This window comes from Serratia liquefaciens, from assembly GCF_027594825.1.
Taxonomy (GTDB): domain Bacteria; phylum Pseudomonadota; class Gammaproteobacteria; order Enterobacterales; family Enterobacteriaceae; genus Serratia; species Serratia liquefaciens_A.
The window spans coordinates 1,797,019-1,819,619 of the sequence record NZ_CP088930.1; the positions used below are offsets into that span (position 1 = coordinate 1,797,019).

Consider the following 22,601-nt stretch of genomic DNA (forward strand, 5'->3'; position numbering starts at 1 on the left):
GAACCCGAAGGTTCTGGATATCGTCTTGTGGAGTGCCCACACAGATTGTCTGATAAATTGTTAAAGAGCAGTGAGTTAGCCGCCGTAGCTTGCTATCTCGAGGTGGCGTATAATACGCTTTCCTCTTTCAGAGTCAACCCCTAAATTTCAGGATTTTTTCTCTTCGAACCCCGGAGACTCTGTGAAGTTGTTCACATGTTCCGTGTCGATGGAGGCGCATTATAGGGAGCCGGTTCAGAATGACAAGGTTTAATATTCACTTTTTATCTGACAGCTCACTATTCATGCATAACGTCTATTAAACCCGCTTTTTGATAGCTTCTGGCAGGTCTGCCAGGCTATTTAGCACCCAATCCGCCAGTTTCTCACCTTGTTCAGTGACCGGCTTACCGGTGCGCACCAGCACTTTAGTACCGACACCTGCCGCTATTGCCGCCTGCATATCTTCTGGCTTGTCACCCACCATATAAGAAGCGGCCATATCAATGTTCAATTCTTGCTGCGCTTGCAACAGCATGCCCGGCTCAGGTTTACGGCAGTCGCATGTCTGGCGGTACTCTTCTATTACTGCTTCAGGATGATGCGGACAGAAATAGATACCGTCCAGGTCAACATCGCGATCGGCCAGCGACCAATCCATCCACTCCGTCAGGTACATAAATTGGTCTTCGCTGAACTTGCCGCGCGCAATGCCAGACTGGTTGGTTACCAATACCAAAGCAAAGCCCATCTTTTTAAGTTCGCGACAGGCGTCGATCACGCCTTCTATAAAGTGGAAATTATCGATTTCATGGACGTAGCCATGGTCGACATTAATCGTGCCGTCACGATCGAGGAAAATTGCTGGAACGCTTTGTGTCACCGGTTTGCTCCTGAGGGCCTGAAAACCCGGACAGTATCGCATGTTTTACCCGGTACTGAGAACGGCAGTGAACAGCGTTGATCGTTGACTTAGACGTCTAGACGCCTTAACATCTGATTTATACCTTGGTCCACGCCAAGGTTTACTTTTATCTAGCCACGGGCAACCACGCTAAAATAAGAAGAATATGATTAAACTTTCTAACATCACCAAAGTGTTCCAGCAGGGTTCGCGCACCATTAGCGCGCTCTCTGACGTGACTCTTCACGTCCCTGCCGGGCAAATTTATGGCGTTATCGGTGCATCAGGCGCCGGTAAAAGTACGCTGATCCGCTGCGCCAACATGCTTGAGCGCCCGACTTCCGGCCAGGTGCTGGTTGACGGACAGGATCTGACCTCGCTGTCTGAAAGCGAACTGACACGCGCACGCCGCCAAATCGGCATGATCTTCCAACACTTCAACCTGCTTTCTTCCCGCACGGTATTTGGCAACGTTGCGCTGCCGCTGGAGCTGGACAACACCCCACGGGCTGAAATCAAAAAGCGCGTGACCGAATTGCTGGAGCTGGTCGGGCTGTCGGACAAACACGACGCCTACCCGGCCAATCTGTCTGGCGGTCAGAAGCAACGCGTGGCGATTGCCCGCGCACTGGCAAGTCAACCGAAAGTCCTGCTGTGTGATGAAGCCACCAGCGCACTGGATCCGGCCACTACCCGTTCCATTCTGGAACTGCTGAAAGACATTAATCGCCGTCTCGGCCTCACTATCCTGCTGATCACTCATGAAATGGACGTCGTGAAACGCATTTGCGATCAGGTTGCGGTCATCAGCCAGGGGCAGTTGATTGAAAAAGACAGCGTCAGCGAAGTGTTCTCTCATCCGAAAACGCCGCTGGCCCAGCAGTTTATTCAGTCCACGCTGCATCTGGATATCCCCGATGATTATGCCAAGCGCCTGGCTCCGGAACGTAGCGGTGGCCGTCAGCCGCTGTTGCGTTTGGAATTCACCGGCCAGTCCGTTGATGCGCCGCTGCTGTCAGAAGCCGCCCGCCGCTTCAACGTTAACAACAATATCATCAGCGCCCAGATGGATTACGCCGGCGGTGTTAAATTCGGCGTGATGCTGGCAGAGCTGCACGGCAGCGATGAAGATGCGCTGGCAACGATTAAGTTCCTGCAGGAAAATCAGGTAAAAGTAGAGGTTCTGGGTTATGTCTGAGGCAATGATTTGGTTAATGGCGCGCGGCGTGTGGGAAACCGTCATGATGACCTTTGTCTCCGGCTTCTTCGGTTTCGTGCTTGGCTTGCCGGTTGGCGTGCTGTTGTATGTGACTCGCCCGGGGCAAATCGCCGCCAACAATACGCTATACAGGACGCTGTCCGGGTTAGTGAACGTGTTCCGCTCCATTCCGTTCATTATCCTGCTGGTGTGGATGATTCCCTTTACGCGGATGATCGTCGGTACCTCTATCGGCCTGCAGGCGGCTATCGTGCCGCTGACCGTCGGCGCAGCGCCCTTTATCGCCCGTATGGTAGAAAACGCCCTGCTGGAGATCCCTTCCGGCCTGGTGGAAGCGGCCCGCGCAATGGGCGCGACTCCGATGCAAATCATCAAAAAGGTGCTGTTGCCGGAAGCCCTGCCGGGCCTGGTTAACGCCGCCACCATTACCTTGATCACCTTGGTGGGTTACTCCGCCATGGGCGGTGCAGTAGGCGCCGGTGGGCTGGGGCAGATCGGTTATCAGTACGGTTATATAGGTTATAACGCCACAGTAATGAATACCGTATTAGTATTACTGGTGGTGCTGGTCTATCTGATTCAGTTCTGCGGTGATCGGATCGTCAAAGCCGTCACCCATAAATAGTTTTTACAGCAACTGCGCTCACACAGCGTATTTCAAATGCGAGTCTAATGAGGAAGGGATATGTCGTTAAAATTTAAATCCATCGCGGCAATCGGCGCACTGATCGGTACTCTGGCTCTGGCAGGCTGCGGTCAGGAAGAAAAAGATCCGAACCATATCAAAATCGGCGTTATTGTCGGTGCTGAACAGCAGGTTGCTGAAATCGCGCAAAAAGTGGCGAAAGAGAAATACGGTCTGGACGTCGAGCTGGTGACCTTCAATGACTACGTGCTGCCAAACGAAGCGCTGAGCAAAGGCGACATCGATCTGAATGCCTTCCAGCACAAGCCGTATCTGGATCAGCAAATCAAGGATCGCGGTTACAAGCTGGTCCCGGTCGGCAACACTTTCGTTTACCCGATTGCCGGTTACTCCAAGAAGATCAAATCTCTGGACGAACTGAAAGACGGTTCTCAGGTTGCGCTGCCAAACGACCCAACCAATCTGGGCCGTTCCCTGCTGCTGCTGCAGAAGGTTAACCTGATCAAGCTGAAAGACGGTGTTGGCCTGCTGCCGACCGTGCTGGACGTGACTGAAAACCCGAAAAACCTGAAGTTGGTCGAGTTGGAAGCACCGCAGCTGCCACGCTCACTGGACGATCAGCAAATCGCTCTGGCGGTGATCAACACCACTTACGCCAGCCAGATTGGCCTGACGCCGGCAAAAGACGGCCTGTTTGTTGAAGATAAAGATTCACCGTACGTGAACCTGCTGGTTGCCCGCGAAGACAATAAAGATGCGGAAAACGTGAAGAAATTCGTTCAGGCCTACCAGTCTGACGAAGTGAACGAAGCGGCCAACAAAATCTTTAACGGCGGCGCAGTTAAAGGCTGGTAATCATTAATTACCGAATTTATTCCTATAATTGCAAGACGGGCTCCGGCCCGTCTTGTTATTTCCACCATAGATTGCTTCAATAGCGCCACTCACATATTCCATCAAGGCAGAGGAATCTCAATGCGTGCTTTACCTCTCTGTTTGTTAGCGCTCGCGCTTGCAGGGTGTTCGTCGCAGCGTTTCGCGCCGCCCTCAACAAACAGCACCAGCAAACCGGCAGCAACCACTCCAGCAAAAACCACGCCTGCAGCACGTCCGGCACCGGTAAAACTGTACAAAAGTGCAGAAGAATTAGTGGGTAAGCCATTCCGTGATTTGGGTGAAGTCTCCGGCGAATCTTGCCAGACGACGGTACAGGATTCCCCGCCGAACCTGGCGACCGCACGTAAGCGCATGCAGATTCGCGCGTCTTACATGAAGGCCAATGCCGTGCTGCTGCACGACTGCCAGATTGTCAGCGGCGTTGCCGGCTGTTACCAACAGGCCATTTGCCAGGGCTCTGCGCTTAACGTTTCGTCCAAATGACCGAGTTCGTTTTCAATCAGATCGGCACTATTCGTTCACCGTATAAAGAAAAATTCGCCGTACCCCGCCAGCCGGGGTTAGTCGAAGACGGCGGCGGCGAGCTGGTGCTGCTACCCCCCTATAACCAGCCGGAAGCGGTACGTGGCCTCAGCGATTTCAGCCATCTGTGGGTGATGTTCATTTTCCATCAAACCCAGGAAGGTGGCTGGCGCCCCACCGTTCGGCCTCCTCGCCTCGGGGGCAACGCCCGAATGGGTGTATTTGCTACCCGTTCAACCTTTCGCCCCAACCCGTTAGGCATGTCGCTAATCGAGTTAAAAAGCATACGTATTCAAGGCGGTGAGGTAGTGCTGGAATTAGGCAGCCTGGATCTGGTTGACGGCACGCCGGTGGTAGATATCAAACCCTATTTGCCGTTTGCCGAAAGCCAGCCGCAGGCACGCGCCGGATTTGCCCAAGCCGCACCAGCCGGCGATATGCCGGTGAGCTTTACTGCCGAGGCGGAACAGCAGCTGCTGCAACATCAGCAGCGTTATCCGCAGCTACGTCGGTTTATCACTCAGGTGCTGGCTCAGGATCCGCGTCCGGCTTACCGCAAGGGGCAACAGGCGGAACGGGATTATGCCGTCTGGCTGTTGGATTTCAACGTGCGCTGGCGGGTGGTGAGCCAGCAAACCGAGGTGTTGTCACTCGACCTGCGTTAAAATTCCACCGTCTCTCTTTTGACAACCTGCTTGCACTGGTAAACTAAACCACTTTTGTCAATTTTGGCCGCCACTGTGGCTGCCCGATGCAATTTGCAGTTCTAACGGAACCAAAACACCATGCGTACTAGCCAATATTTGCTCTCCACTCTGAAGGAGACACCTGCCGATGCCGAAGTGATCAGCCACCAGCTGATGCTGCGCGCCGGGATGATTCGCAAGCTTGCCTCCGGCCTTTATACCTGGTTGCCGACCGGCCTGCGCGTTCTGAAAAAGGTTGAAAACATCGTTCGCGAAGAAATGAACAATGCTAACGCGATCGAAGTTTGCATGCCGGTGGTACAGCCTGCCGATCTGTGGCAGGAAAGCGGCCGTTGGGAGCAGTATGGTCCTGAACTGCTGCGCTTTGTCGATCGCGGCGATCGTCCATTCGTACTGGGTCCAACGCACGAAGAAGTGATCACCGACCTGATCCGCAACGAGATCAGCTCTTACAAGCAACTTCCGCTGAACTTCTTCCAGATTCAGACCAAGTTCCGCGATGAAGTGCGCCCTCGTTTCGGCGTGATGCGCTCGCGCGAGTTCCTGATGAAGGATTCTTACTCGTTCCACACCTCGCAGGAATCTCTGCAGGCGACTTACGATGCGATGTACGAAGCCTACAGCAAAATCTTCAGCCGCATGGGCCTGGACTTCCGTGCAGTGGATGCCGATACCGGCTCTATCGGCGGTAGCGCCTCACACGAGTTCCAGGTACTGGCCGACAGCGGTGAAGACGATATCGTGTTTTCCACCGGTTCTGACTTTGCTGCCAATATCGAACTGGCAGAAGCGGTTGCCCCGGCTCAGCCACGTGCGGCAGCCAGCGAAGAACTGCGCATTGTAGATACGCCAAATGCCAAGACCATCGCCGAGCTGGTAGAACAATTCCAACTGCCTATCGAGAAAACGGTCAAAACGCTGCTGGTTCGCGCTAAAGAAGAAAGCGGCCACAAGCTGGTTGCTCTGCTGGTGCGTGGCGATCACGAACTGAATGAAGTGAAAGCCGAGAAGCTGACACAGGTTGCCGTTCCGCTGACCTTCGCCACCGAAGAAGAGATCCGCGCCATCGTCGGCGCAGGCCCTGGTTCACTCGGCCCGGTCAATCTGCAGCTTCCGGTCGTAGCCGACCGCAGCGTCGCGGCGATGAGCGATTTTGGCGCCGGTGCCAACATTGACGGTAAACACTACTTCGGCATCAACTGGGAGCGTGATTTGCCGCTGCCGCAGCAGGTTGCCGATATCCGTAACGTGGTCGATGGCGATACCAGCCCGGACGGTAAAGGTACATTGTTGATCAAACGCGGTATCGAAGTGGGCCATATCTTCCAGCTCGGCACCAAGTACTCTGAAGCAATGAAAGCCACGGTTCAGGGCGAAGACGGCCGTAATCAGGTCCTGACCATGGGCTGCTACGGTATTGGGGTCACTCGCGTGGTGGCTGCGGCTATCGAACAGAATCATGACGATCGCGGCATCATCTGGCCAGATGCTATCGCCCCGTTCCAGGTCGCTATTCTGCCAATGAATATGCACAAGTCCTTCCGCGTGCAGGCGCTGGCGGAAGAGCTGTACAACACCCTGCGTTCCCATGGCATCGACGTGATCCTCGATGACCGTAAAGAACGTCCGGGCGTGATGTTCGCGGATATGGAACTGATTGGCGTACCGCACTCTATCGTTATCGGCGACCGTAACCTCGACAGCGAAGAGATTGAGTACAAAAACCGCCGTGTCGGCGAGAAGCAAATGATCAAAACCGGCGAAATCGTTGATTTCCTGCTGGGGCAGATCAAACGCTGATCCGCAGAGACAGAAAGCAAAAACCCGCCTAGGCGGGTTTTTTTATGGTCGTTATTTGCTGTCGCAATTTTTGCTGCGGTCGAAAACGAGTTTACCGTCCGGCACCAGCGCCTTTTCGGTCTGTCCTTCTTCCATCGACGGCTGAACACTGAAGTGGCCATTCAACGTCAGGAAGACCGGTTCACCCGGCGTTTTGTAGGCTTTGGCATACCCTTGTTCCAACGCGATGGTATTGTCTACCGGGAACGTCTTGCCGGTGGCGCAGTCTTTAAACACCGCCGCATCCGCCATGTAGGTGTAGCTGCCTTTCAGCGCCATCGGCGTTTTAGGCAAGGCTTTCTCTACCGGATCCAGACGATAATTCAATTTGGACTCGATAACCGCACCGCTTTGGTCCAGCATTTCCAGGCTCTTGCCTGCGGGCCGGAAATAGCGTTTGTCGCCACGGCTGTCCGTCAGCACCAATTTATCGGCGGTTCGTGCCCACTTACCGTAGTCGGCGAAAGTCTGGTCGCCGTCTTTAGTGTCACGATAGGTTTCCTGCAGCACGAAAGTGCCGTCTTCATCCAGGAACAGCGAAGTATCCAGGCCACCGCAGTCTGCACAAGGCAATACGCCCTGATAACTTTGCTGCATGGCCTGAAGAGGCTGTTCCTTTGGCTGATATTGATTATTACATCCCAATAATGAGAGTGCCCCTGCCGCTAAAAACAGGGCTATTGTTATTTTCTTCACAGCTATTCTCCTACTGTGTCCATGTATCCTTAAGTGCGGATTTTGCCGCGCAGCGCTTTCGTTGCGCCTTTACGTACCTTGCCTTCCAGCCGACGTAATTTGGCCCCTTTCGTGGGCTTGGTCGCTCTGCGCGCTTTTTCCACCACCATCGCCTGCTGAATCAGCGCCACCAATCTGGCCAACGCCGCTTCACGGTTTAATTCCTGACTGCGATATTCCTGCGCTTTAATAATCACCACCCCATCGGCAGTAATTAAATGATTATTCAGGGCCAGCAACCTTTCCTTATAATACTCTGGCAGGCTGGATGCCCGGATGTCAAAGCGCAAATGGATAGCCGTTGAGGCTTTGTTCACGTGCTGGCCACCCGCGCCCTGCGCGCGGATCGCCGTCAATTCCAGTTCGTTATCCGGTATGGCAACGTTTCTCGACAGTTCCAGCACCGATCACACCTGCGCCTGTTGCCATTCGGCAAATTGGATTTCCAGACTATTCTGAGCGTCAGAAAGCCAGATAGTTCCCTCTTGCAGCGTGGCCTGCAGCGTCATATTGCGGCTGGCCAACGCCGCCAACTTGTTCAATTGTTCATCATCCAGGAAACGGATGTTTAGGTTTTTGTGGTTTGCCACTTTGCTCTGCATCGATTGCCACCATACGTGGCCGGCGCGTTCCCCGTAGGCGTAAAGCACCACTCGCGGTGACTGATTGCAGGCTTTCTTGATGCGCTTCTCGTCAGGCAGACCCATTTCGATCCACATTTCCAACCCGTTATGGTCATTGCGCTGCCAAATTTCCGGTTCATCTTCAGCACTCAGGCCTTTGGTGAATACCAGGCGCTCGTCGGCGTGGCAAATCCAGGCCAGCAGGCGCAGCATCATGCGCTGTTCGGTTTCGGAAGGGTGTTGGGCCAGGGTAAGCGTGGCGTCGTGGTAGAAATGACGATCCATATCAGCGATATTGACCGTGGCTTTATAAATGGTAGCTTTCAGCGCCATGGGTGACCTCATAATTATCAGGCGACAGTGTACTTGATTTGGCCCAACCGCTGCCAGCACGGCCGGGTAAAGCACAGTGCGAAAGCCGCGCGCAGGTGCTAATAACTCCAGAATAGCTGTGCTATAGTCGTCTAGGATAGAGTCAAGCTCCGAGAGCCTGCGCCTCATCGCTAAAGGGTTTCGATGACGCAGAGGTTCTTAAGGGAGGAAACTGTGCAACAATACTGTGAGTTAGTACGCCGTTTTTACGCCGAGATCGGCAGTGGTGATCGCGGCTACGTGCCTGATGCGTTAGCATGTGTATTAAAGGCATTGGACGAAGTTGCTGCGGATAACGCGCTACCGTCCTCCGTTAGGGAACAGGCGGCTTTTGCTGCCGCTAACTTATTGGTGAGCGACTATGTTGATGAATGATGAGTACCAATCCATCAATTGCGATGACTATGAAAGCCTGGAACTCGCCTGTCAGCATAACTACATTCTGAAGCTGGAGTTACGCGACGGAGATAAACTCGAAGGCAAAGCCACCGAGCTGAAATTTACCAAGGGCGTTGAGTACCTGATTATCGATCAGGCCGGCAATGCTCTCAGCTTGCGTCTGGATCACATCCTCAGTTTCAGTCATCCGGAAATCGGTACCGTGGTCGTCAGCCTGTCTGACTGATTTTGCGGTAACGCCATCCCAACAGGGCAGCCCAACGGCTGCCCTCGTCATTTAGGGCCTCAGCCTGGTTAGGGTTTAAGGCTGGCATAGTAGGCGGCCAGATCGGCAATATCGTCATCGGACAGCGCTGAAACATAGGCTTTCATCACCTCCGCCTGGCCGCCGTTACGTTCGCCCTTCTTATACGCCTGCAATGCATGCTCCAGATACATGGCGTTTTGCCCGGCCAGATTAGGATACATCGGTACCGAGACCTTCCCTTCTGCACCGTGGCATGCCATGCAACTGGCGGATTTATCCTTGCCTGCCGCCGCATCTCCCGCCGCCATCGCCGGCAGGCTGCTCAAACCGACCATCACCGCTATTGCGCTCACAAATTTCATCATTGCTCCTTACGCTCTTATTATTTTTTACGCCACTGCAGCCGCAGGGGTTGCTGCCCCTCGGAGGGTTGCCCGGCCTCGCTGACGAAAACGCCCAGCGCAGCGATAAGCCGATCATCATAATAGATCAACGGGGTACGCTCACGCTGCCAGGGAGGAATACCCAACTCTTGCCACAGTTTTTTGATTGGACGGGAATGCGTGCGGCCCAGGATGCGGAGCTTGCCCTGGGCGCTAAAGCGAACGCTCACTTTCTGCTGTGGCTGCGGAGCGCACAGGACAATATCGCCTTCCCCGCTGACCAGTGCACCCAATCCATCCGGCAACATCAGTGGCTCTGCCAACGACCATTCCAGAGAGGTTTGACGCAGATCGGCCATCAATGGCAACAGGTATAGGCGCCGACGAAAACGGCGGATCTGATATTGCCCCAGCTGTAGCTGAGGTTCGGCGTCTTCACGGCTGAGCGCCACCTCGTCCCACAGCCGCTGCAACTGCTCGCGTGAGGGCATGCTTGCGCCACGTCCCGCTATCCAACGGCGTAACAAAGCAAAACGTCGGGCCGGCGAGCATCTCAGCAAAGCGTCAATCGCCAACGCATTTTCCTCATCGAGCAGCGAGTGCAACTGCTCTGCCAATAGCTCATCCAACAATTGCTCTTGCTCGGCGCACAGGCTGGCGCTGCGCGCCGTCGCGGCGGCAAAATGCGGCCAGCGCTGATTCAACAATGGCAATACCTGCAGGCGCAGAAAGTTGCGATCGAAGCGCGAGTCCTGGTTACTGTCGTCTTCAATCCAACTGAGCTGATGCTGCTGGGCATAAGCTTCCAACTGCTGCCGGGAGCTGCCGAGCAATGGACGTAACAAACCGTTATTTCCCAATGAGGTTTGCGCAGCCATTGCCGACAGGCCCGCAGGGCCGCTGCCGCGCTTTAGCGCCAGCAGGAAGGTTTCACATTGATCGTCAAGGTGTTGCGCTGTGAGCAAGGTTTCATCCGCGGCCAGCGTGGCAGCAAAAGCGGAATAGCGCGCCGCCCGGGCCGCGGCTTCGATGCCGTCCTGACGGCCGTCGACCTGCACATATTGCACCACCAGCGGCAGTTGCCAGGCGGCGCATTGTTGGCGACAGTGTTCCACCCACCGATCGGCAAATGAACTCAGGCCGTGGTGCACGTGCACCGCACGTAGCTGCAACTCCGGCAGTTGTTGACGCAACTGCACCAGCAAGTGCAGCAGTACGCTGGAATCCAGCCCGCCGCTGAATGCCACCAGCAAGTGCCGGTGCGCACCCAGTTGACGGGCAAGCTGTCCAGATAATTGATTGCTATTCATTGATTAGGCTTAATAACGTCCAGATAGCTGCACGTTACCCCCCGCAATACCATCAATCAAGCATTAACCGCACGCAGGTGGCGGCCGGCCAACAGCCACCACATGGCCAACACCGCAATCACTGCGGCAGTACAACCCAATGCCCACCAGCCGATTTGCGAGAACAGGTGCGCGTAGGCCTGTGCGGTCGCTCCGGTCGCCGGATCCTCTGCGGTTTGACCCGCGATCATGCCCGCCAGATAATTTGCAATCGAGCCGGTGGTCAGCATATAGATGCCCGTCAGTACCCCGGTAGCGCCTGGGATATTCAATCGGGTGATTTGCGCCATGGCGACCGGGTCGATGAACAATTCGGCCAGCCCCATCACGGAAAGCCCGGCTATCATCAGGAACATCGATCCCTGACCGTAGCGGGCATTCAGCGCCATCAGGGTGAAACCGACGCCAATCAGCAGCAAGCCAAAGGCGAATTTCCCCCAAATGCGCAGCGTACGGCTACCGCTGCCGTTTCCTCGTACCAGCCAGGCCAGCATCACACCGCCAAACATCACGGCAAACGCATTCACTGACTGGAATAAAGCCGTCGGCACCGTCCAGGAAAACCATTGGCGATCGACATAGTGATCGATAAACAGGCTGATGGAGCTGCCGCCCTGCTGAGCGAAAGCCCAGAACAAAGTGCCTAACAGCATCAGCATGACGATCTGCCACAGCCCACGGCGCTGCTCTGTCGTAGCCCGGATCATAATCCGCGCCACCATCACCACCGCAGCGGCACACACCAGCATCAGTAATTGCCCTGCCAGACCGTAAATAAACAGCGAGGTGAAGAACAACGGGGCCAACAACAGCATGGCGCTTAGCCACACCCAGTTCGGGACCTTCAGAGTGTTGGCGCACATCTGCGCACGATCCACCCCGCGTGTGTGACTGAAATGGCGGCTGCCAAACAGGAAGATGGCCAGCCCGGCCAGCATGCCGATCCCCGCCAGCGCAAAACCGACGTGCCAGCCATAGCGCTCTGCCGCCAGCCCACAGGCGATGGGCGCCAGAATCGACCCCACGTTGCCGGCGGCATACAGCAGTGAAAAGCCCCCTTCACGGCGCGAGTCTTGCGGTTGGTACAACTCGCCCAGCAGGCAGCTGATATTGGATTTGAACAGGCCGTAGCCGCAGATGATGATCGCCAGGGCCAGATAGAGTGAATGTGTCGAGACGGCGCTCAGACCGAGGACAATGTGGCCCAGCGTCATCAGTACCGCCCCGGCGATTACCGCAACGCGGTTGCCCAGCAGGCGATCGGCCAGCAGGCCGCCCAGGATCGGCGTGACGTAAACCAGAGAGGCATAGGCGCTATAGAGGCTGATAGCACGGCTGTCGGAATAACCAAGTTGGTGGGTAAGATAGAGAATAAGTAATGCACGCATGCCGTAAAAGCTGAAATATTCCCAAATTTGTATGGCTACGACATAGTAGATTGCGCGCGGCTGTGAGGGTGTTTTCATGGGTTTCTCCCATCAGTCGGTGAACGACAAAAGGGAGGCGTAAACGCCTCCCCGTTATTTCAGTTATTTATCGTTTTTCAACACCTTCACGGTGTAACGCCCATCCGCCTGACGGTAAGCGCCGTGGATATCGGTTTCGAAGCCCGGATAATGCGCGCCGATTTCGCACAGCATTTGCAGGAACTCCAGTACCGGACGGCTTTCCTCAGTGAGCATTTCACCAGGCATCACCAGTGGAACACCTGGAGGATATGGCAGGATCATGTTGGCATTCACCTTGCCGACCATGTCTTCCAAATAGACCTCTTCCACTTCACCGTGCAGCTCTTTCTGGAAGGCATTGAACGGGTTCATGACCAGGGTTGGCAGCACTTCAAATGCGCGGTACATCAGATCCGGCAGGTTGTGCTCAACCACCAGCTTGTGAATGTTCTGCGCCAGATCCTGGATGCGCATGTTTTCATAAAACTCAGGCGCCTCTTTGTACAGTGAAGGCAGCATGTTTTTCACCCGCAGGTTCAGGTCGAACGAACGTTTGAAATCAGTCAGGCCGCGCAGCAGGCTGAGGGCTTTGGTTTTGTCGATACCGATGCTGAACAGGAACAGCAGGTTATATGGGCCGGTTTTCTCAACGATGATACCGTGCTCGTCCAGGTATTTAGCAACCAGGCTGGCCGGGATACCAAACTCCTGCATTTCACCCTCTTTGCTCATCCCTGGGGTCAGGAGAGTCACTTTGATCGGGTCGAGATACATATGTTCATCGTCGATATTTTTGAAGCCGTGCCACGCGTTGTCAGACTTCAGCGGCCAGCATTCAGGCTGATCGATGTGCTCCGGCTGCCAGACGTCAAAGAACCAACCTTCGGACTCAACGTTCAGCTGTTTGATTTCTTTACGGAACTTGATAGCACGTTCAATAGAGCCGTTAATCAAACGCTTACCGGCATTGCCTTTCATCATTGCCGCAGCAGTTTCGGTCGACGCCACGATACCGTAGTGCGGTGAAGTGGTGGTTTGCATCATGTAGGCTTCGTTGAAGGTTTCTTCGTTGATGTCACCTTTCACGTGGATCATCGAAGCCTGAGAGAATGCCGCCAGCAGTTTATGCGTGGATTGGGTTTCATAAATCACCTTGCCTTCCACACGGCCGCCGCTCATGCCGCATTTGCCTTTGTAAATCGGGTGGAAATTGGTGTAAGGCACCCAGGCGGAGTCAAAGTGAATAGATTTCACATCCAGCGCGCTCTTAATATGATCGGTGTTGTACAGCAGACCGTCATAGGTAGAGTTGGTGATTACCGCATGCACTGGCCAGGTCGCGTTTGGTGTTTCTTTAACACGTTTGGCGATGGTGTCACGGGCAAATTCACTCTGCGGGATCCCACCGAGAATGCCGTAGGCATTACGGGTTGGGCGGAAATAGATTGGCGTAATGTCGCTCATCATCATCAGATGGGTCAGCGATTTGTGGCAGTTACGGTCAATCAATACGGTGCTGCCGGCCGGTGCGGAGTACATGCCGACAATTTTGTTGGCGGTAGAGGTGCCGTTAGTCACCATATAGCTGCGTTCAGCGTTGAATACGCGAGCAATATACTCTTCAGCTTCTTTGTGCGGACCGGTGTGGTCCAGCAGTGAACCCAGCTCGGAAACCGAAATAGAAATATCGGATTTCATGGCGTTAGCGCCAAAGAAATCGTAGAACAGGCTGCCGACCGGACTTTTCTGGAAGGCGGTGCCCCCCATGTGGCCTGGAGTACAGAAGGTGTATTTGCCTTCACGCACATATTTGAACAGCGCCTTGGTCAGCGGCGGCAGGATGGTATCGATGTACTCATCGGTGTTTTGTTTGATCTTGGCAGCGATATCGGTAGCTGCACCCAGCGCATATTCAAAGAAACGCACCTGCATGCGCAGATCGTTCAGGCTGACATCCAGGGTTGAATGCGTATTGGCAAATGCATACAGCGGCATGTATTCGTTCAACTGGCTGATTTCTTCACACAACTCAAGGTTGTATTTATCCCAGTCGAAAATCACCCCGCACAAGCGTGCATTATTCTCGATCAGCTTTAACAGGTCTTCGCGATCGTTAGGATAGACAACGCGGAAGTCCAGGCTTTCCAATGCTTTGTGCAGTTCGCGGATAGGCTCTTCTTTAAAGTAGACACCCATGTGGTTCATGATAGCTATAACGTTCATAATCATTTCTCCAGGTAATGCGAGCCCCTTGCCATCACGAGTGACAATTACTGCAAGGGGCTAAATTAAGAAGTGGGTCAGTACGTGCTTAGTGCGCTTTGGCCGTTGTGTTGCCGTCGATGGCTACGCCGTTGGCTTTGGCGGTCTGACGAGTATTCATTTTGCGGGCGTAGAACATCAGGATGATCAGGCTGATGATGAAGGTGCCGGACAGTTCGAACGAGTCGGCGCCCATCAGCGCGATGAAGCAGAAGCCACAACCCAGCACCGATGCAATCAGGCTCAGCAGGTTACGGATATTGACGCCTTCGAAGCGGATCAGGTCTACGCAAGAGTAGAAGTAAGGCAGCATGGTCAGCAGCACCGCGATACCAGTCAGCATGCCGAACAGGTCGGAAGCTTTACCGCCGCCGGAGCTCATGGCCGTAATCAGCACCATCAAGGCGGTCATTTTGCAGCTAGCCAGCAGCAGGCCTTTCTTCGGAATGCCGTTTTTATCCATTTCGCCATAAACTTTCGGGAAGTTACCGTCGTTGGCAGCACGCACCCCGGCTTGACCCACCAGCATCATCCACGAACCGAGTGAAGTCAGGCAGGCGAAGGCGGTGAAGGCAGAGACCATTGGCGCAGCCCAATTACCCATGATGGTAGAGGCGCTGATGGCGAACGGTGCGCCGGAAGCGGCCATCTCAGAGGCAGGATACATACCGCTGATGACCTGGGTTGCTGCAACGTAGATGATCCCGGCCAGTGCGGTCCCCAGCATGGTTGCCAGCGGTACGGTACGTTTCGGGTTTTTCACCATGCCGGTACTTACTGCGGCAGACTCCACGCCGATAAACGCCCACAGGCACAGCAGGATACTTTTGATGACGGCATGGTAATCAGTGGTACCGGAGGTATTCCAGTTAGCCTGATAGGTTGCCGCGTCGAACCAATGCCAGCCTGCGGTCGCAGTGACAATCACCGGGATCAGCACCAATACCAGACCCAGCGTGGTCAAACGACTGACCCAGGAACCGCCGAGCAGGTTAATAAAGGTAAACACCCAAACAATAGCAATACAGGCAATACCCGCCGGTACCGGATTATTCAGTGCAGGGAAGAAAGTAGAAAGGTAAGAAACCGCGGTAATGCCGATGGCCAGATTACCAATCCAGTTCGCATGATAATAAAGCACGCCGGTTTGGAAACCGAACGCCGGGGAAATTTCACCCGCGTAGGCAATAGGACCACCTTGCTGAGGGTTTTTAGTGGCCAGGCGAGCATATACATAGGCCAGAGACATCGCGCCGATAATAGATATCACCCATCCCCATATAGCGATAGATCCGAGACTTGCCAGGTTCGCGGGTAATAAGGCAATGCCGCTCCCCATCATATTACCGGCAACCACACCGGTGCAGGCAATAAGCCCTATTTTCTTGGATGAAGCCATGGTCAGTTTCTCCTGATTTTGATTTCTTATAAGTCCATGTCGCTATGCAGTTTTGCTAATGACCGGACTTGATGGTCAGGATGCTAAAGAATGGCGTCAGTAAAGTCCTAAAGATAAAGTGATATTACGGTCATGATCATACAAATGATAACTTGAGGTTTTCCCTTAACAAATAAAGAGCTAAACACGGCATCAAGAAAAGATAAATATCGTTTAAAAACATCACGGTATTCATGTTATTTTTCATCCACAAACGAGAACAACAGCGATAAAGTCATCAACCGTGGAATACATTTAATTTAACAAAACAGGCACAATAAATAACACCGCCGCTCAATATATTGAGTCAGCGGTGTTATCGAAGGTTATTCGCCTTGAGTGTAGTTATTGAGATAGGGAACGACGGCGTTAATTGAGGTGTGAAATACGGCATTGCTAATCCAATGCAGCGTATTTTCTCCAGGACGAAGATTAAAGGCAGTGATATAAGAATCTGCCGCCAGGTGGTTATTGCCCTGCATTTCATAAACCTTACCCAGCAACACGTAATTCATCCAGGACATCTGCAGCTCGATGCCTCTGTTGATTGCCTGGTGGGCTTCATCGGTATTCCCCTCCCCCAGCGCCTGTATCGTATGAATTTGCTGAATAATCGGACTGTCCTTTAACGCCGGCAGCGTATTCAGACGGGTGATTTCCGCCTGCAATTGCGCCAATTGCACACCGTCAAAAGGTTGATAAGAGTTACGCAATAAATCGGCCAGCGCTTTTTCTGCGGAGAGATAAATAAAATTCGGCGTAATTTTTATCATATCCGCCAGCATATTACTCGCATGGGTCAGTGAGTCATTATCCCCCTGAATCAAGAGCTGATGCGCCTGATAATACTGTTGCAAGGCCGGGCCGGAATTCGGCAACAGCTGGGTCAGGCGCTGCTGCAACTGCGGCGGCCAGGGCTGCTTGAGAGCAACAGACAGGCTGCTGAGGAAATCCTCCTGGATTTTCAGCTGGTTGTCGTCGGTCACAAAGTAACGCTTATCCAACATGATGGAGCTGTCTGCATTGTTCACCAGGCGCACCGACAGGAAGCACTGCTGAGCACGATAATGGCGCTGATTGACGAACTCAATGGTCAGAGACTTACCCGAGCTGCTGGGTCCGGTGTAGTTGTAGTTAGTCTGATCGTGTACCAGGAAGGTGGAGTAAGTATTCAGCGAGTCCGTCACCACTTCACTCAGGCCAACAACATAAGAAAGCTGCGGCGTCCAGTTGCTGCAACTGTTGCCCCCCTGAATACGGATGTCGATATCACGCGGGTTCATCAGCACCGGCATGGTGGATTCCGGTATCCGTTGCGACAAGGTCGCGATGGCAACAAACACCACACAGGCGCTCAACGCGGCAAGAAATGCCAGCCATACCCAGAATGTCGATTGACGGTAAAAAGGGGCTGTTGAGGTGACCGGCGGCGTTTTTAACTTGCTCGGTTTTGGCGGTTCATAGGCTACGTCGTCTTCTTCGCTGCCGTCGCTGCCGTCTTCCGGCTCATGCATGATAACCGCGACCTGCGGCACCGCAGGCGTTGCCACATCTTCCCCTTCACACCACATAACCGGCGCTGCCAGCTTATAGCCGCGTTTGGGTACGGTGATAATGTACTCCGGGCTATTGGTGTCGCCGTCTTTCAGGTATTTTCGCAGCTCGGAAATACTCTGGGTCACCACATGATTGGTGACGATGTTGCGTTTCCATACGTTATCGATCAGCTCATCTCTGCTCAGCACCACATCCGGATGCCGGGCGAAATATTGCAGCATATCGATCAGGCGAGGCTCCAACGTCTGTTGGCGCCCGTCACGGCTTATTTTGTTGTCTGCGGGAGTAACTAACCACTCTCCAACGCGAAAAACAGGCTCTTGCATAGTGAACATAACTCAAAAGGGGCGTGCGGCAAGCGCGGGATAATAGCATATGCGGGTGCCGCCTGCGCCGCTACGACCCGATTAAGCATTCATACCTCATATAATTCTAGAGGCAACCCATCAGGATCGCTGAAAAAAGTGAAACGTGACTGGGTATAAGGATCGACACGCACCGGTTCACACTCCACCCCGGCATTTTGCAAGTGCAGGATTGCCTGCTCGATATCATCAACGCTGAACGCCAAATGGCGCAGACCGCAGGCCTCCGGGCGGCTGACGCGGGCCGGCGGTGATGGGAAGGAAAACAGTTCGATGCTGTACTGGCCGTTGAGCGCCAAATCCGCTTTCCACGAATCGCGCTCCGCACGGTAAAACTCCTCTAACAGGGTAAAACCCAGGATATCGCAGTAAAAATGCTTACTGGCCGCATAATCTGAACCTATGACTGCGATGTGGTGTACCTGACGTAGTGCCAACATAGTGATGCCTCATTGTCTGTCTGATGAGGCAAGGTATCCGGCAGCCGCGGCATCGTCAACGGCAAAAAGCCCCGTGGGGTAAGACGGGGCTTTTCTTGAACTATCGGTAACGCAGTAAATCGATCAGGCTTTAAGATCCGCCAATGCCGCCCCGTAGTTGATGTGCAGCACCTGCCCATCGACCACCAGCGCAGGGACGCTCTGCACCCCGGCTTTTTCCGCTTCGGCGAGACGCGCCGGCGTTTCGCCCAGATGAACCACGTCCACCTGCACATCCTGGCTCAACAGGCCCAACAACTGCTGCTCTGCGCTCACGCAAACCGGGCAACCGGCATGATAGAAAACGGCCTTAGTCATGATAATTCTCCTTGGTTCTGACTGTTGCGGGTGAACTGCGCCACCCATTTAGTTTCGACTCGAAACCAAATGCACAATAAATCCTCCACCATGCCTTGTCAACATAGTTTTTAATCGATACTATTTTCCCACATTAGCGAGGATCCCATGTTGACACTGTTTGATTTACTGGAACGACTGAATAGCCTGCAACGCAGCTGGCTGCGGAGTCATGAAGAGCTGGAAAGCCTGCCGCCGGTGCAGTTGAGCGCCTTATATTACCTGGCACGTTGCAACCATTACTCCAATACGCCGATGGCGGTCGCGGAATATCTCGGCCTGACCAAGGGCACGGTGTCGCAATCGCTGAAAAAGTTGGAAAGTAACGGGATGATCGCCCGCACGGCTGACGTAAAGGACCGCCGCAGCGTCAGGCTAAAGCTGACCGACAAATCACGTTCATTGATGGATGCCCTGTTCCCTCCAGCTTATTTACAGCAGGCGCAGGATGCCATGCAGCAGGAGGGCGGGCAGTTGCTGGAATTACTGACGCAGTTGCTGCGTCAGCTGCAAAAACAGGATGATAACGTGGCGCTGTTCGGCGAATGCCATCAATGCCGCTATCACCAGCGGCATGACGGCCAACCCTTTTGCGGTTTGACTCAGGAACCGCTGCCGACCAGCAGCGTGAATCTGATTTGCCGCGAGTTTGCTTAAGCCAGCGGCGTTTTTAACACCTTCACCAGATAACGCCCATCCTCGGTCAGTTTCGCACCGTGTATATCGGTTTCAAAGCCCGGATAGCGTTCGCCGATAGAACACAACATCAGCAAGAAATCGAGCACCGCTCGGCTCTCTTCGGTGATCATCTCACCCGGCATCACCAGCGGAACCCCTGGTGGATAAGGCAGGATCATGTTCGCCGCGACTTTGCCGACCAGTTGATCCAGCTCGCAGGTTTCCACGTTGCCGCGCACCTGCTGCTGGAACATTTGGTGTGGCGTCAGCTTCATTTCTGGCAACACATCAAAAGCCCGCTGCATCAAACCCGGCAGATCGTGCCGACAGATCAAGCTGTGGATCCCGGCCGCCAGGTCCTGAATACGCATATTACGGTAGAAATCCGGATCCTCGGCAAACAGGTCCGGCAGCATGTTCTTCACCCGCAGGTTGAGATCGTAGGCGCGTTTAAAATCGGTCAGGCCACGCAGCAGGCTCATCGCCTTGGTTTTATCAATGCCGATACTGAACAGGAACAGCAGATTATAAGGCCCGGTTTTCTCCACCACGATACCGCGTTCGTCCAGGTACTTCGCCACCAGCGCAGCCGGTATGCCGCTCTCTTCCAGCGCGCCAAGCTCATTCATCCCCGGCGTCAGGATGGTGACCTTGATAGGATCGAGATACATATGATCGCGGTCCGTCTTGCCAAAGCCGTGCCAGTTGTCATCCGGGTTCAGAGGCCAGCACTGCGCCTCGTCAATCTCTTCCGGCTGCCAGATATCGAAGAACCAGCTATCACTCTCTTCCCGCAAACGCTGCACCTCACGACGGAAATGCAGCGCACGCTCCACCGAACGGTTAATCAACCGCCGCCCCGGATTACCGCGCAGCATCGCCGCGGCGGTTTCCATCGACGCCACGATGCCGTAATTCGGCGAAGTGGTGGTGTGCATCATATAGGCCTCGTTAAAGGTACTTTCGTCATAGTCACCCTTAATGTGGATCATCGAGGCCTGCGAAAACGCCGCCAGCAGCTTATGAGTCGACTGGGTTTCGTAGATCACTTTACCGGGTATGCGTTCACCGCTCATGCCGCTCTTGCCGTCGTAAATCGGATGGAAGTTGGTATAGGGCACCCAGGCGGAATCAAAATGAATTGATGGGACGTCCAGCGTCTGCTTGATGTAATCCGTGTTGTACAGCAGGCCGTCGTAGGTCGAGTTGGTGATCACCGCATGTACCGGCCAACTGGCGTTGGCCGTATCAGCCACCCGAGCGGCAATGCTGTCATGGGTGAATTCACGCTGCGGGATCCCGCCAAGGATCCCGTAGGCATTGCGCAGCGGGCGCAAGTAAATCGGGACGATATCGCTCATCATCAACAGGTGGCACAGGGACTTATGGCAGTTGCGGTCGATCAATACCGTGCTGCCGGTCGGGGCCGAATACATGCCGACAATTTTATTGGCGGTAGAGGTGCCGTTGGTCACCAGATAACTTTGTTCGGCGTTGAAGGTGCGCGCAATATACTCTTCGGCCTCCAGGTGAGGGCCAGTGTGATCCAGCAACGAGCCAAGCTCGGTGACCGAAATCGACACGTCGGCTTTCAGGGTATTGGCCCCGAAAAAATCGTAAAACAGGCAACCGACCGGGCTCTTCTGAAAGGCCGTACCGGCCATATGACCGGGGGTACAGAAGGTGTATTTCCCTTCATGCACATAGTTGAACAGCGCCTTGGTCAGCGGCGGCGTAATAGTATCGATGTATTCGGCGGTGTATTGCTGGATGCGCTGCGCAATATCATCTGCCGCATTCAGGCCGTACTCGAAGAAATACAGCACCATACGCATTTCATGCAGGCTAACGTCGAAGGTGGAATGGGTGTTGATAAACGCATACAGCGGCAGATATTCGTTGAGCTCGTTGATCTCGCTGCACAGCTCCAGGCTATAGTCGTCCCAGTCAAAAATCACGCCGCAAATGCGTGCGTTAGCTTCGATCAGCTTCAACAAATCGCCGCTGTTTTTGGGATACACCAGTTGGAAGTTCATCGCAGCCAGTGCGGTGTGAAGCTCGCGGATCGGCTCGTCTTTGTAATAAACGCCCGCTGGGCTCATGATCGCGATGATGTTCATCAGCTGCTCCTGTCAGTTAACCACCAAACCTCTATAACAACATGAAAATACTGCGGTGTGTAGACAAAAAAAAACCGCCCGAAGGCGGTTTCTTGCAACGCGTGACGACACTCAGCAATAGCCGTAGTTCATCAGGCGCTGGTAGCGGCGGTTAAGCAGCTCTTCGGTGTTCAGGCCGTCGAGATCTTTCAGATCGGCCAGCAGCTGCGCTTTCAACGCTTCCGCCATCGCCGGTACATCGCGGTGAGCAGAGCCCAGCGGTTCCGGGATCACCGAGTCGATCAGCTTCAGCTCTTTCAGACGCGGTGCAGTAATGCCCATGGCTTCTGCGGCAATCGGCGCTTTGTCGGCACTTTTCCACAGAATGGAAGCACAACCTTCCGGTGAGATCACCGAATAGGTGCTGTACTGCAGCATGTTCACTTTGTCGCCCACGCCAATGGCCAATGCACCACCGGAACCGCCTTCGCCGATCACCGTACAGATCACCGGAATTTTCAGACGAGACATTTCACGCAGGTTATGGGCAATCGCTTCTGACTGGCCACGCTCTTCCGCGCCCACGCCCGGATAGGCGCCAGGGGTGTCGATGAAAGTGATCAGCGGCATCTTGAAACGAGAGGCCATTTCCATCAGGCGCAGCGCTTTGCGATAGCCTTCCGGTGCCGGCATGCCGAAGTTACGGCGGATTTTCTCTTTGGTCTCGCGGCCTTTCTGATGCCCGATGATCATCACCGGCCGGCCATCGAGGCGCGCAATACCACCGACAATCGCTTTGTCATCGGCATAGGCACGATCGCCCGCCAGTTCTTCGAAGTCGGTAAAGATGTGTTTGATATAATCCAGGGTATAAGGACGGCGCGGGTGGCGTGCCAATTGGGCAACTTGCCAGGCCCCAAGATCGGAAAAAATCTTGCGCGTCAGCTCAACGCTCTTTTCACGAAGGCGCTGAACCTCTTCGTCCAGATTAATATCTAATTTTTCGTCTTGACGGCTGACTGCAGTCAGCGAGTCAATTTTCGCTTCCAGCTCTGCAATCGGCTGTTCAAAATCAAGAAAATTCAGACTCATAGCAT

Annotated in this window: 23 protein-coding genes; 9 read left to right on the forward strand and 14 right to left on the reverse strand. The window is 54.1% G+C overall.

Annotated features, from left to right (window positions below; genetic code table 11):
- Positions 1-298 precede the first annotated feature (298 nt).
- Positions 299-862, reverse strand: a complete 564-nt coding sequence (gene gmhB / locus LQ945_RS08215) for a D-glycero-beta-D-manno-heptose 1,7-bisphosphate 7-phosphatase (RefSeq protein WP_020828329.1) — start codon at positions 860-862, stop codon at positions 299-301.
- Between the two features lie 187 nt (positions 863-1,049).
- Here gmhB and metN point away from each other — a divergent pair, with 187 nt between their 5' ends.
- The 6 genes from metN to proS all read left to right on the forward strand — a co-directional run bounded on the left by metN (position 1,050) and on the right by proS (position 6,674).
- Positions 1,050-2,081 carry a methionine ABC transporter ATP-binding protein MetN gene (gene metN, locus LQ945_RS08220; protein WP_020828330.1) on the forward strand — a complete coding sequence of 344 codons (1,032 nt, stop codon included), beginning with the start codon at positions 1,050-1,052 and terminating at the stop codon, positions 2,079-2,081.
- Positions 2,074-2,727: a methionine ABC transporter permease MetI gene (locus LQ945_RS08225; RefSeq protein WP_020828331.1), complete on the forward strand. Its 654-nt coding sequence runs from the start codon at positions 2,074-2,076 to the stop codon at positions 2,725-2,727. Before metN ends, LQ945_RS08225 begins: the two co-directional genes overlap by 8 nt.
- A 60-nt stretch (positions 2,728-2,787) precedes the next feature.
- Positions 2,788-3,603 (forward strand): MetQ/NlpA family lipoprotein, encoded by an 816-nt coding sequence (locus LQ945_RS08230; protein WP_020828332.1) that lies wholly within the window; start codon positions 2,788-2,790, stop codon positions 3,601-3,603.
- A 120-nt stretch (positions 3,604-3,723) separates the two neighbouring features.
- Positions 3,724-4,128, forward strand: coding sequence for an Rcs stress response system protein RcsF (gene rcsF / locus LQ945_RS08235; RefSeq protein ID WP_044553093.1), 405 nt, complete (start codon positions 3,724-3,726; stop codon positions 4,126-4,128).
- Positions 4,125-4,832 carry a tRNA (N6-threonylcarbamoyladenosine(37)-N6)-methyltransferase TrmO gene (gene tsaA / locus LQ945_RS08240; RefSeq protein WP_270102671.1) on the forward strand — a complete coding sequence of 236 codons (708 nt, stop codon included), beginning with the start codon at positions 4,125-4,127 and terminating at the stop codon, positions 4,830-4,832. The genes rcsF and tsaA overlap by 4 nt, the downstream gene beginning before the upstream one ends.
- 120 nt (positions 4,833-4,952) lie before the next feature.
- Positions 4,953-6,674, forward strand: coding sequence for a proline--tRNA ligase (proS, locus tag LQ945_RS08245; RefSeq protein ID WP_270102672.1), 1,722 nt, complete (start codon positions 4,953-4,955; stop codon positions 6,672-6,674).
- Between the two features lie 51 nt (positions 6,675-6,725).
- On the opposite strand, the gene nlpE is transcribed toward proS, so the two are convergent.
- From nlpE to LQ945_RS08260, 3 genes are read right to left on the reverse strand one after another with little or no spacing between them, the layout of a single operon-like run.
- On the reverse strand, positions 6,726-7,409 hold the full coding sequence (gene nlpE / locus LQ945_RS08250) for an envelope stress response activation lipoprotein NlpE (RefSeq protein ID WP_044553096.1): 684 nt from the start codon (positions 7,407-7,409) through the stop codon (positions 6,726-6,728).
- A gap of 29 nt (positions 7,410-7,438) precedes the next feature.
- Positions 7,439-7,852 (reverse strand): alternative ribosome rescue aminoacyl-tRNA hydrolase ArfB, encoded by a 414-nt coding sequence (gene arfB, locus LQ945_RS08255; protein ID WP_044553098.1) that lies wholly within the window; start codon positions 7,850-7,852, stop codon positions 7,439-7,441.
- 3 nt (positions 7,853-7,855) lie between these two features.
- Positions 7,856-8,404 (reverse strand): YaeQ family protein, encoded by a 549-nt coding sequence (locus LQ945_RS08260; RefSeq protein WP_044553100.1) that lies wholly within the window; start codon positions 8,402-8,404, stop codon positions 7,856-7,858.
- Between the two features lie 213 nt (positions 8,405-8,617).
- Between LQ945_RS08260 and LQ945_RS08265 the strand changes: the two genes are divergently transcribed.
- Both LQ945_RS08265 and rof read left to right on the forward strand, forming a co-directional pair.
- Positions 8,618-8,818, forward strand: a complete 201-nt coding sequence (locus LQ945_RS08265) for a YaeP family protein (protein ID WP_041415645.1) — start codon at positions 8,618-8,620, stop codon at positions 8,816-8,818.
- The gene (gene rof / locus LQ945_RS08270; RefSeq protein WP_230090436.1) at positions 8,811-9,068 is read left to right on the forward strand and encodes a Rho-binding antiterminator; all 258 of its coding nucleotides are present in this window, start codon (positions 8,811-8,813) and stop codon (positions 9,066-9,068) included. Before LQ945_RS08265 ends, rof begins: the two co-directional genes overlap by 8 nt.
- 68 nt (positions 9,069-9,136) lie before the next feature.
- On the opposite strand, the gene LQ945_RS08275 is transcribed toward rof, so the two are convergent.
- The 8 genes from LQ945_RS08275 to LQ945_RS08310 all read right to left on the reverse strand — a co-directional run bounded on the left by LQ945_RS08275 (position 9,137) and on the right by LQ945_RS08310 (position 18,688).
- Entirely contained in the window at positions 9,137-9,454 is a 318-nt protein-coding gene (locus tag LQ945_RS08275; protein ID WP_182825708.1) for a c-type cytochrome, read from the reverse strand.
- 17 nt (positions 9,455-9,471) lie between these two features.
- Complete coding sequence (gene tilS, locus LQ945_RS08280; RefSeq protein ID WP_269935615.1) at positions 9,472-10,782, reverse strand: tRNA lysidine(34) synthetase TilS; 1,311 nt, start codon at positions 10,780-10,782, stop codon at positions 9,472-9,474.
- Positions 10,783-10,838: 56 nt separating this feature from the next.
- The gene (gene dtpD, locus LQ945_RS08285) at positions 10,839-12,287 is read right to left on the reverse strand and encodes a dipeptide permease DtpD (RefSeq protein WP_270102673.1); all 1,449 of its coding nucleotides are present in this window, start codon (positions 12,285-12,287) and stop codon (positions 10,839-10,841) included.
- 63 nt (positions 12,288-12,350) lie between these two features.
- Positions 12,351-14,492: a lysine decarboxylase CadA gene (locus tag LQ945_RS08290; RefSeq protein ID WP_270102674.1), complete on the reverse strand. Its 2,142-nt coding sequence runs from the start codon at positions 14,490-14,492 to the stop codon at positions 12,351-12,353.
- 88 nt (positions 14,493-14,580) lie between these two features.
- Positions 14,581-15,930, reverse strand: coding sequence for a cadaverine/lysine antiporter (gene cadB / locus LQ945_RS08295; RefSeq protein ID WP_044553107.1), 1,350 nt, complete (start codon positions 15,928-15,930; stop codon positions 14,581-14,583).
- Between the two features lie 365 nt (positions 15,931-16,295).
- Positions 16,296-17,852, reverse strand: a complete 1,557-nt coding sequence (gene cadC, locus LQ945_RS08300; protein WP_270102675.1) for a lysine decarboxylation/transport transcriptional activator CadC — start codon at positions 17,850-17,852, stop codon at positions 16,296-16,298.
- Positions 17,853-17,941: 89 nt separating this feature from the next.
- Positions 17,942-18,331 (reverse strand): VOC family protein, encoded by a 390-nt coding sequence (locus LQ945_RS08305; protein ID WP_044553109.1) that lies wholly within the window; start codon positions 18,329-18,331, stop codon positions 17,942-17,944.
- 123 nt (positions 18,332-18,454) lie between these two features.
- The gene (locus LQ945_RS08310; RefSeq protein WP_044553111.1) at positions 18,455-18,688 is read right to left on the reverse strand and encodes a glutaredoxin family protein; all 234 of its coding nucleotides are present in this window, start codon (positions 18,686-18,688) and stop codon (positions 18,455-18,457) included.
- A 150-nt stretch (positions 18,689-18,838) separates the two neighbouring features.
- On the opposite strand from LQ945_RS08310, the gene LQ945_RS08315 reads away from it, so the two are divergent.
- Positions 18,839-19,384 (forward strand): MarR family winged helix-turn-helix transcriptional regulator, encoded by a 546-nt coding sequence (locus LQ945_RS08315; RefSeq protein WP_081835889.1) that lies wholly within the window; start codon positions 18,839-18,841, stop codon positions 19,382-19,384.
- Here the strand turns inward: LQ945_RS08315 and LQ945_RS08320 are convergent.
- Positions 19,381-21,525: a lysine decarboxylase LdcC gene (locus LQ945_RS08320; protein WP_270102676.1), complete on the reverse strand. Its 2,145-nt coding sequence runs from the start codon at positions 21,523-21,525 to the stop codon at positions 19,381-19,383. The two genes, LQ945_RS08315 and LQ945_RS08320, sit on opposite strands and share 4 nt — an antisense overlap.
- 111 nt (positions 21,526-21,636) lie before the next feature.
- A complete protein-coding gene (accA, locus tag LQ945_RS08325; protein ID WP_262241040.1) occupies positions 21,637-22,596 on the reverse strand; it encodes an acetyl-CoA carboxylase carboxyl transferase subunit alpha in 960 nt (319 codons plus the stop codon).
- Positions 22,597-22,601: the final 5 nt, after the last annotated feature.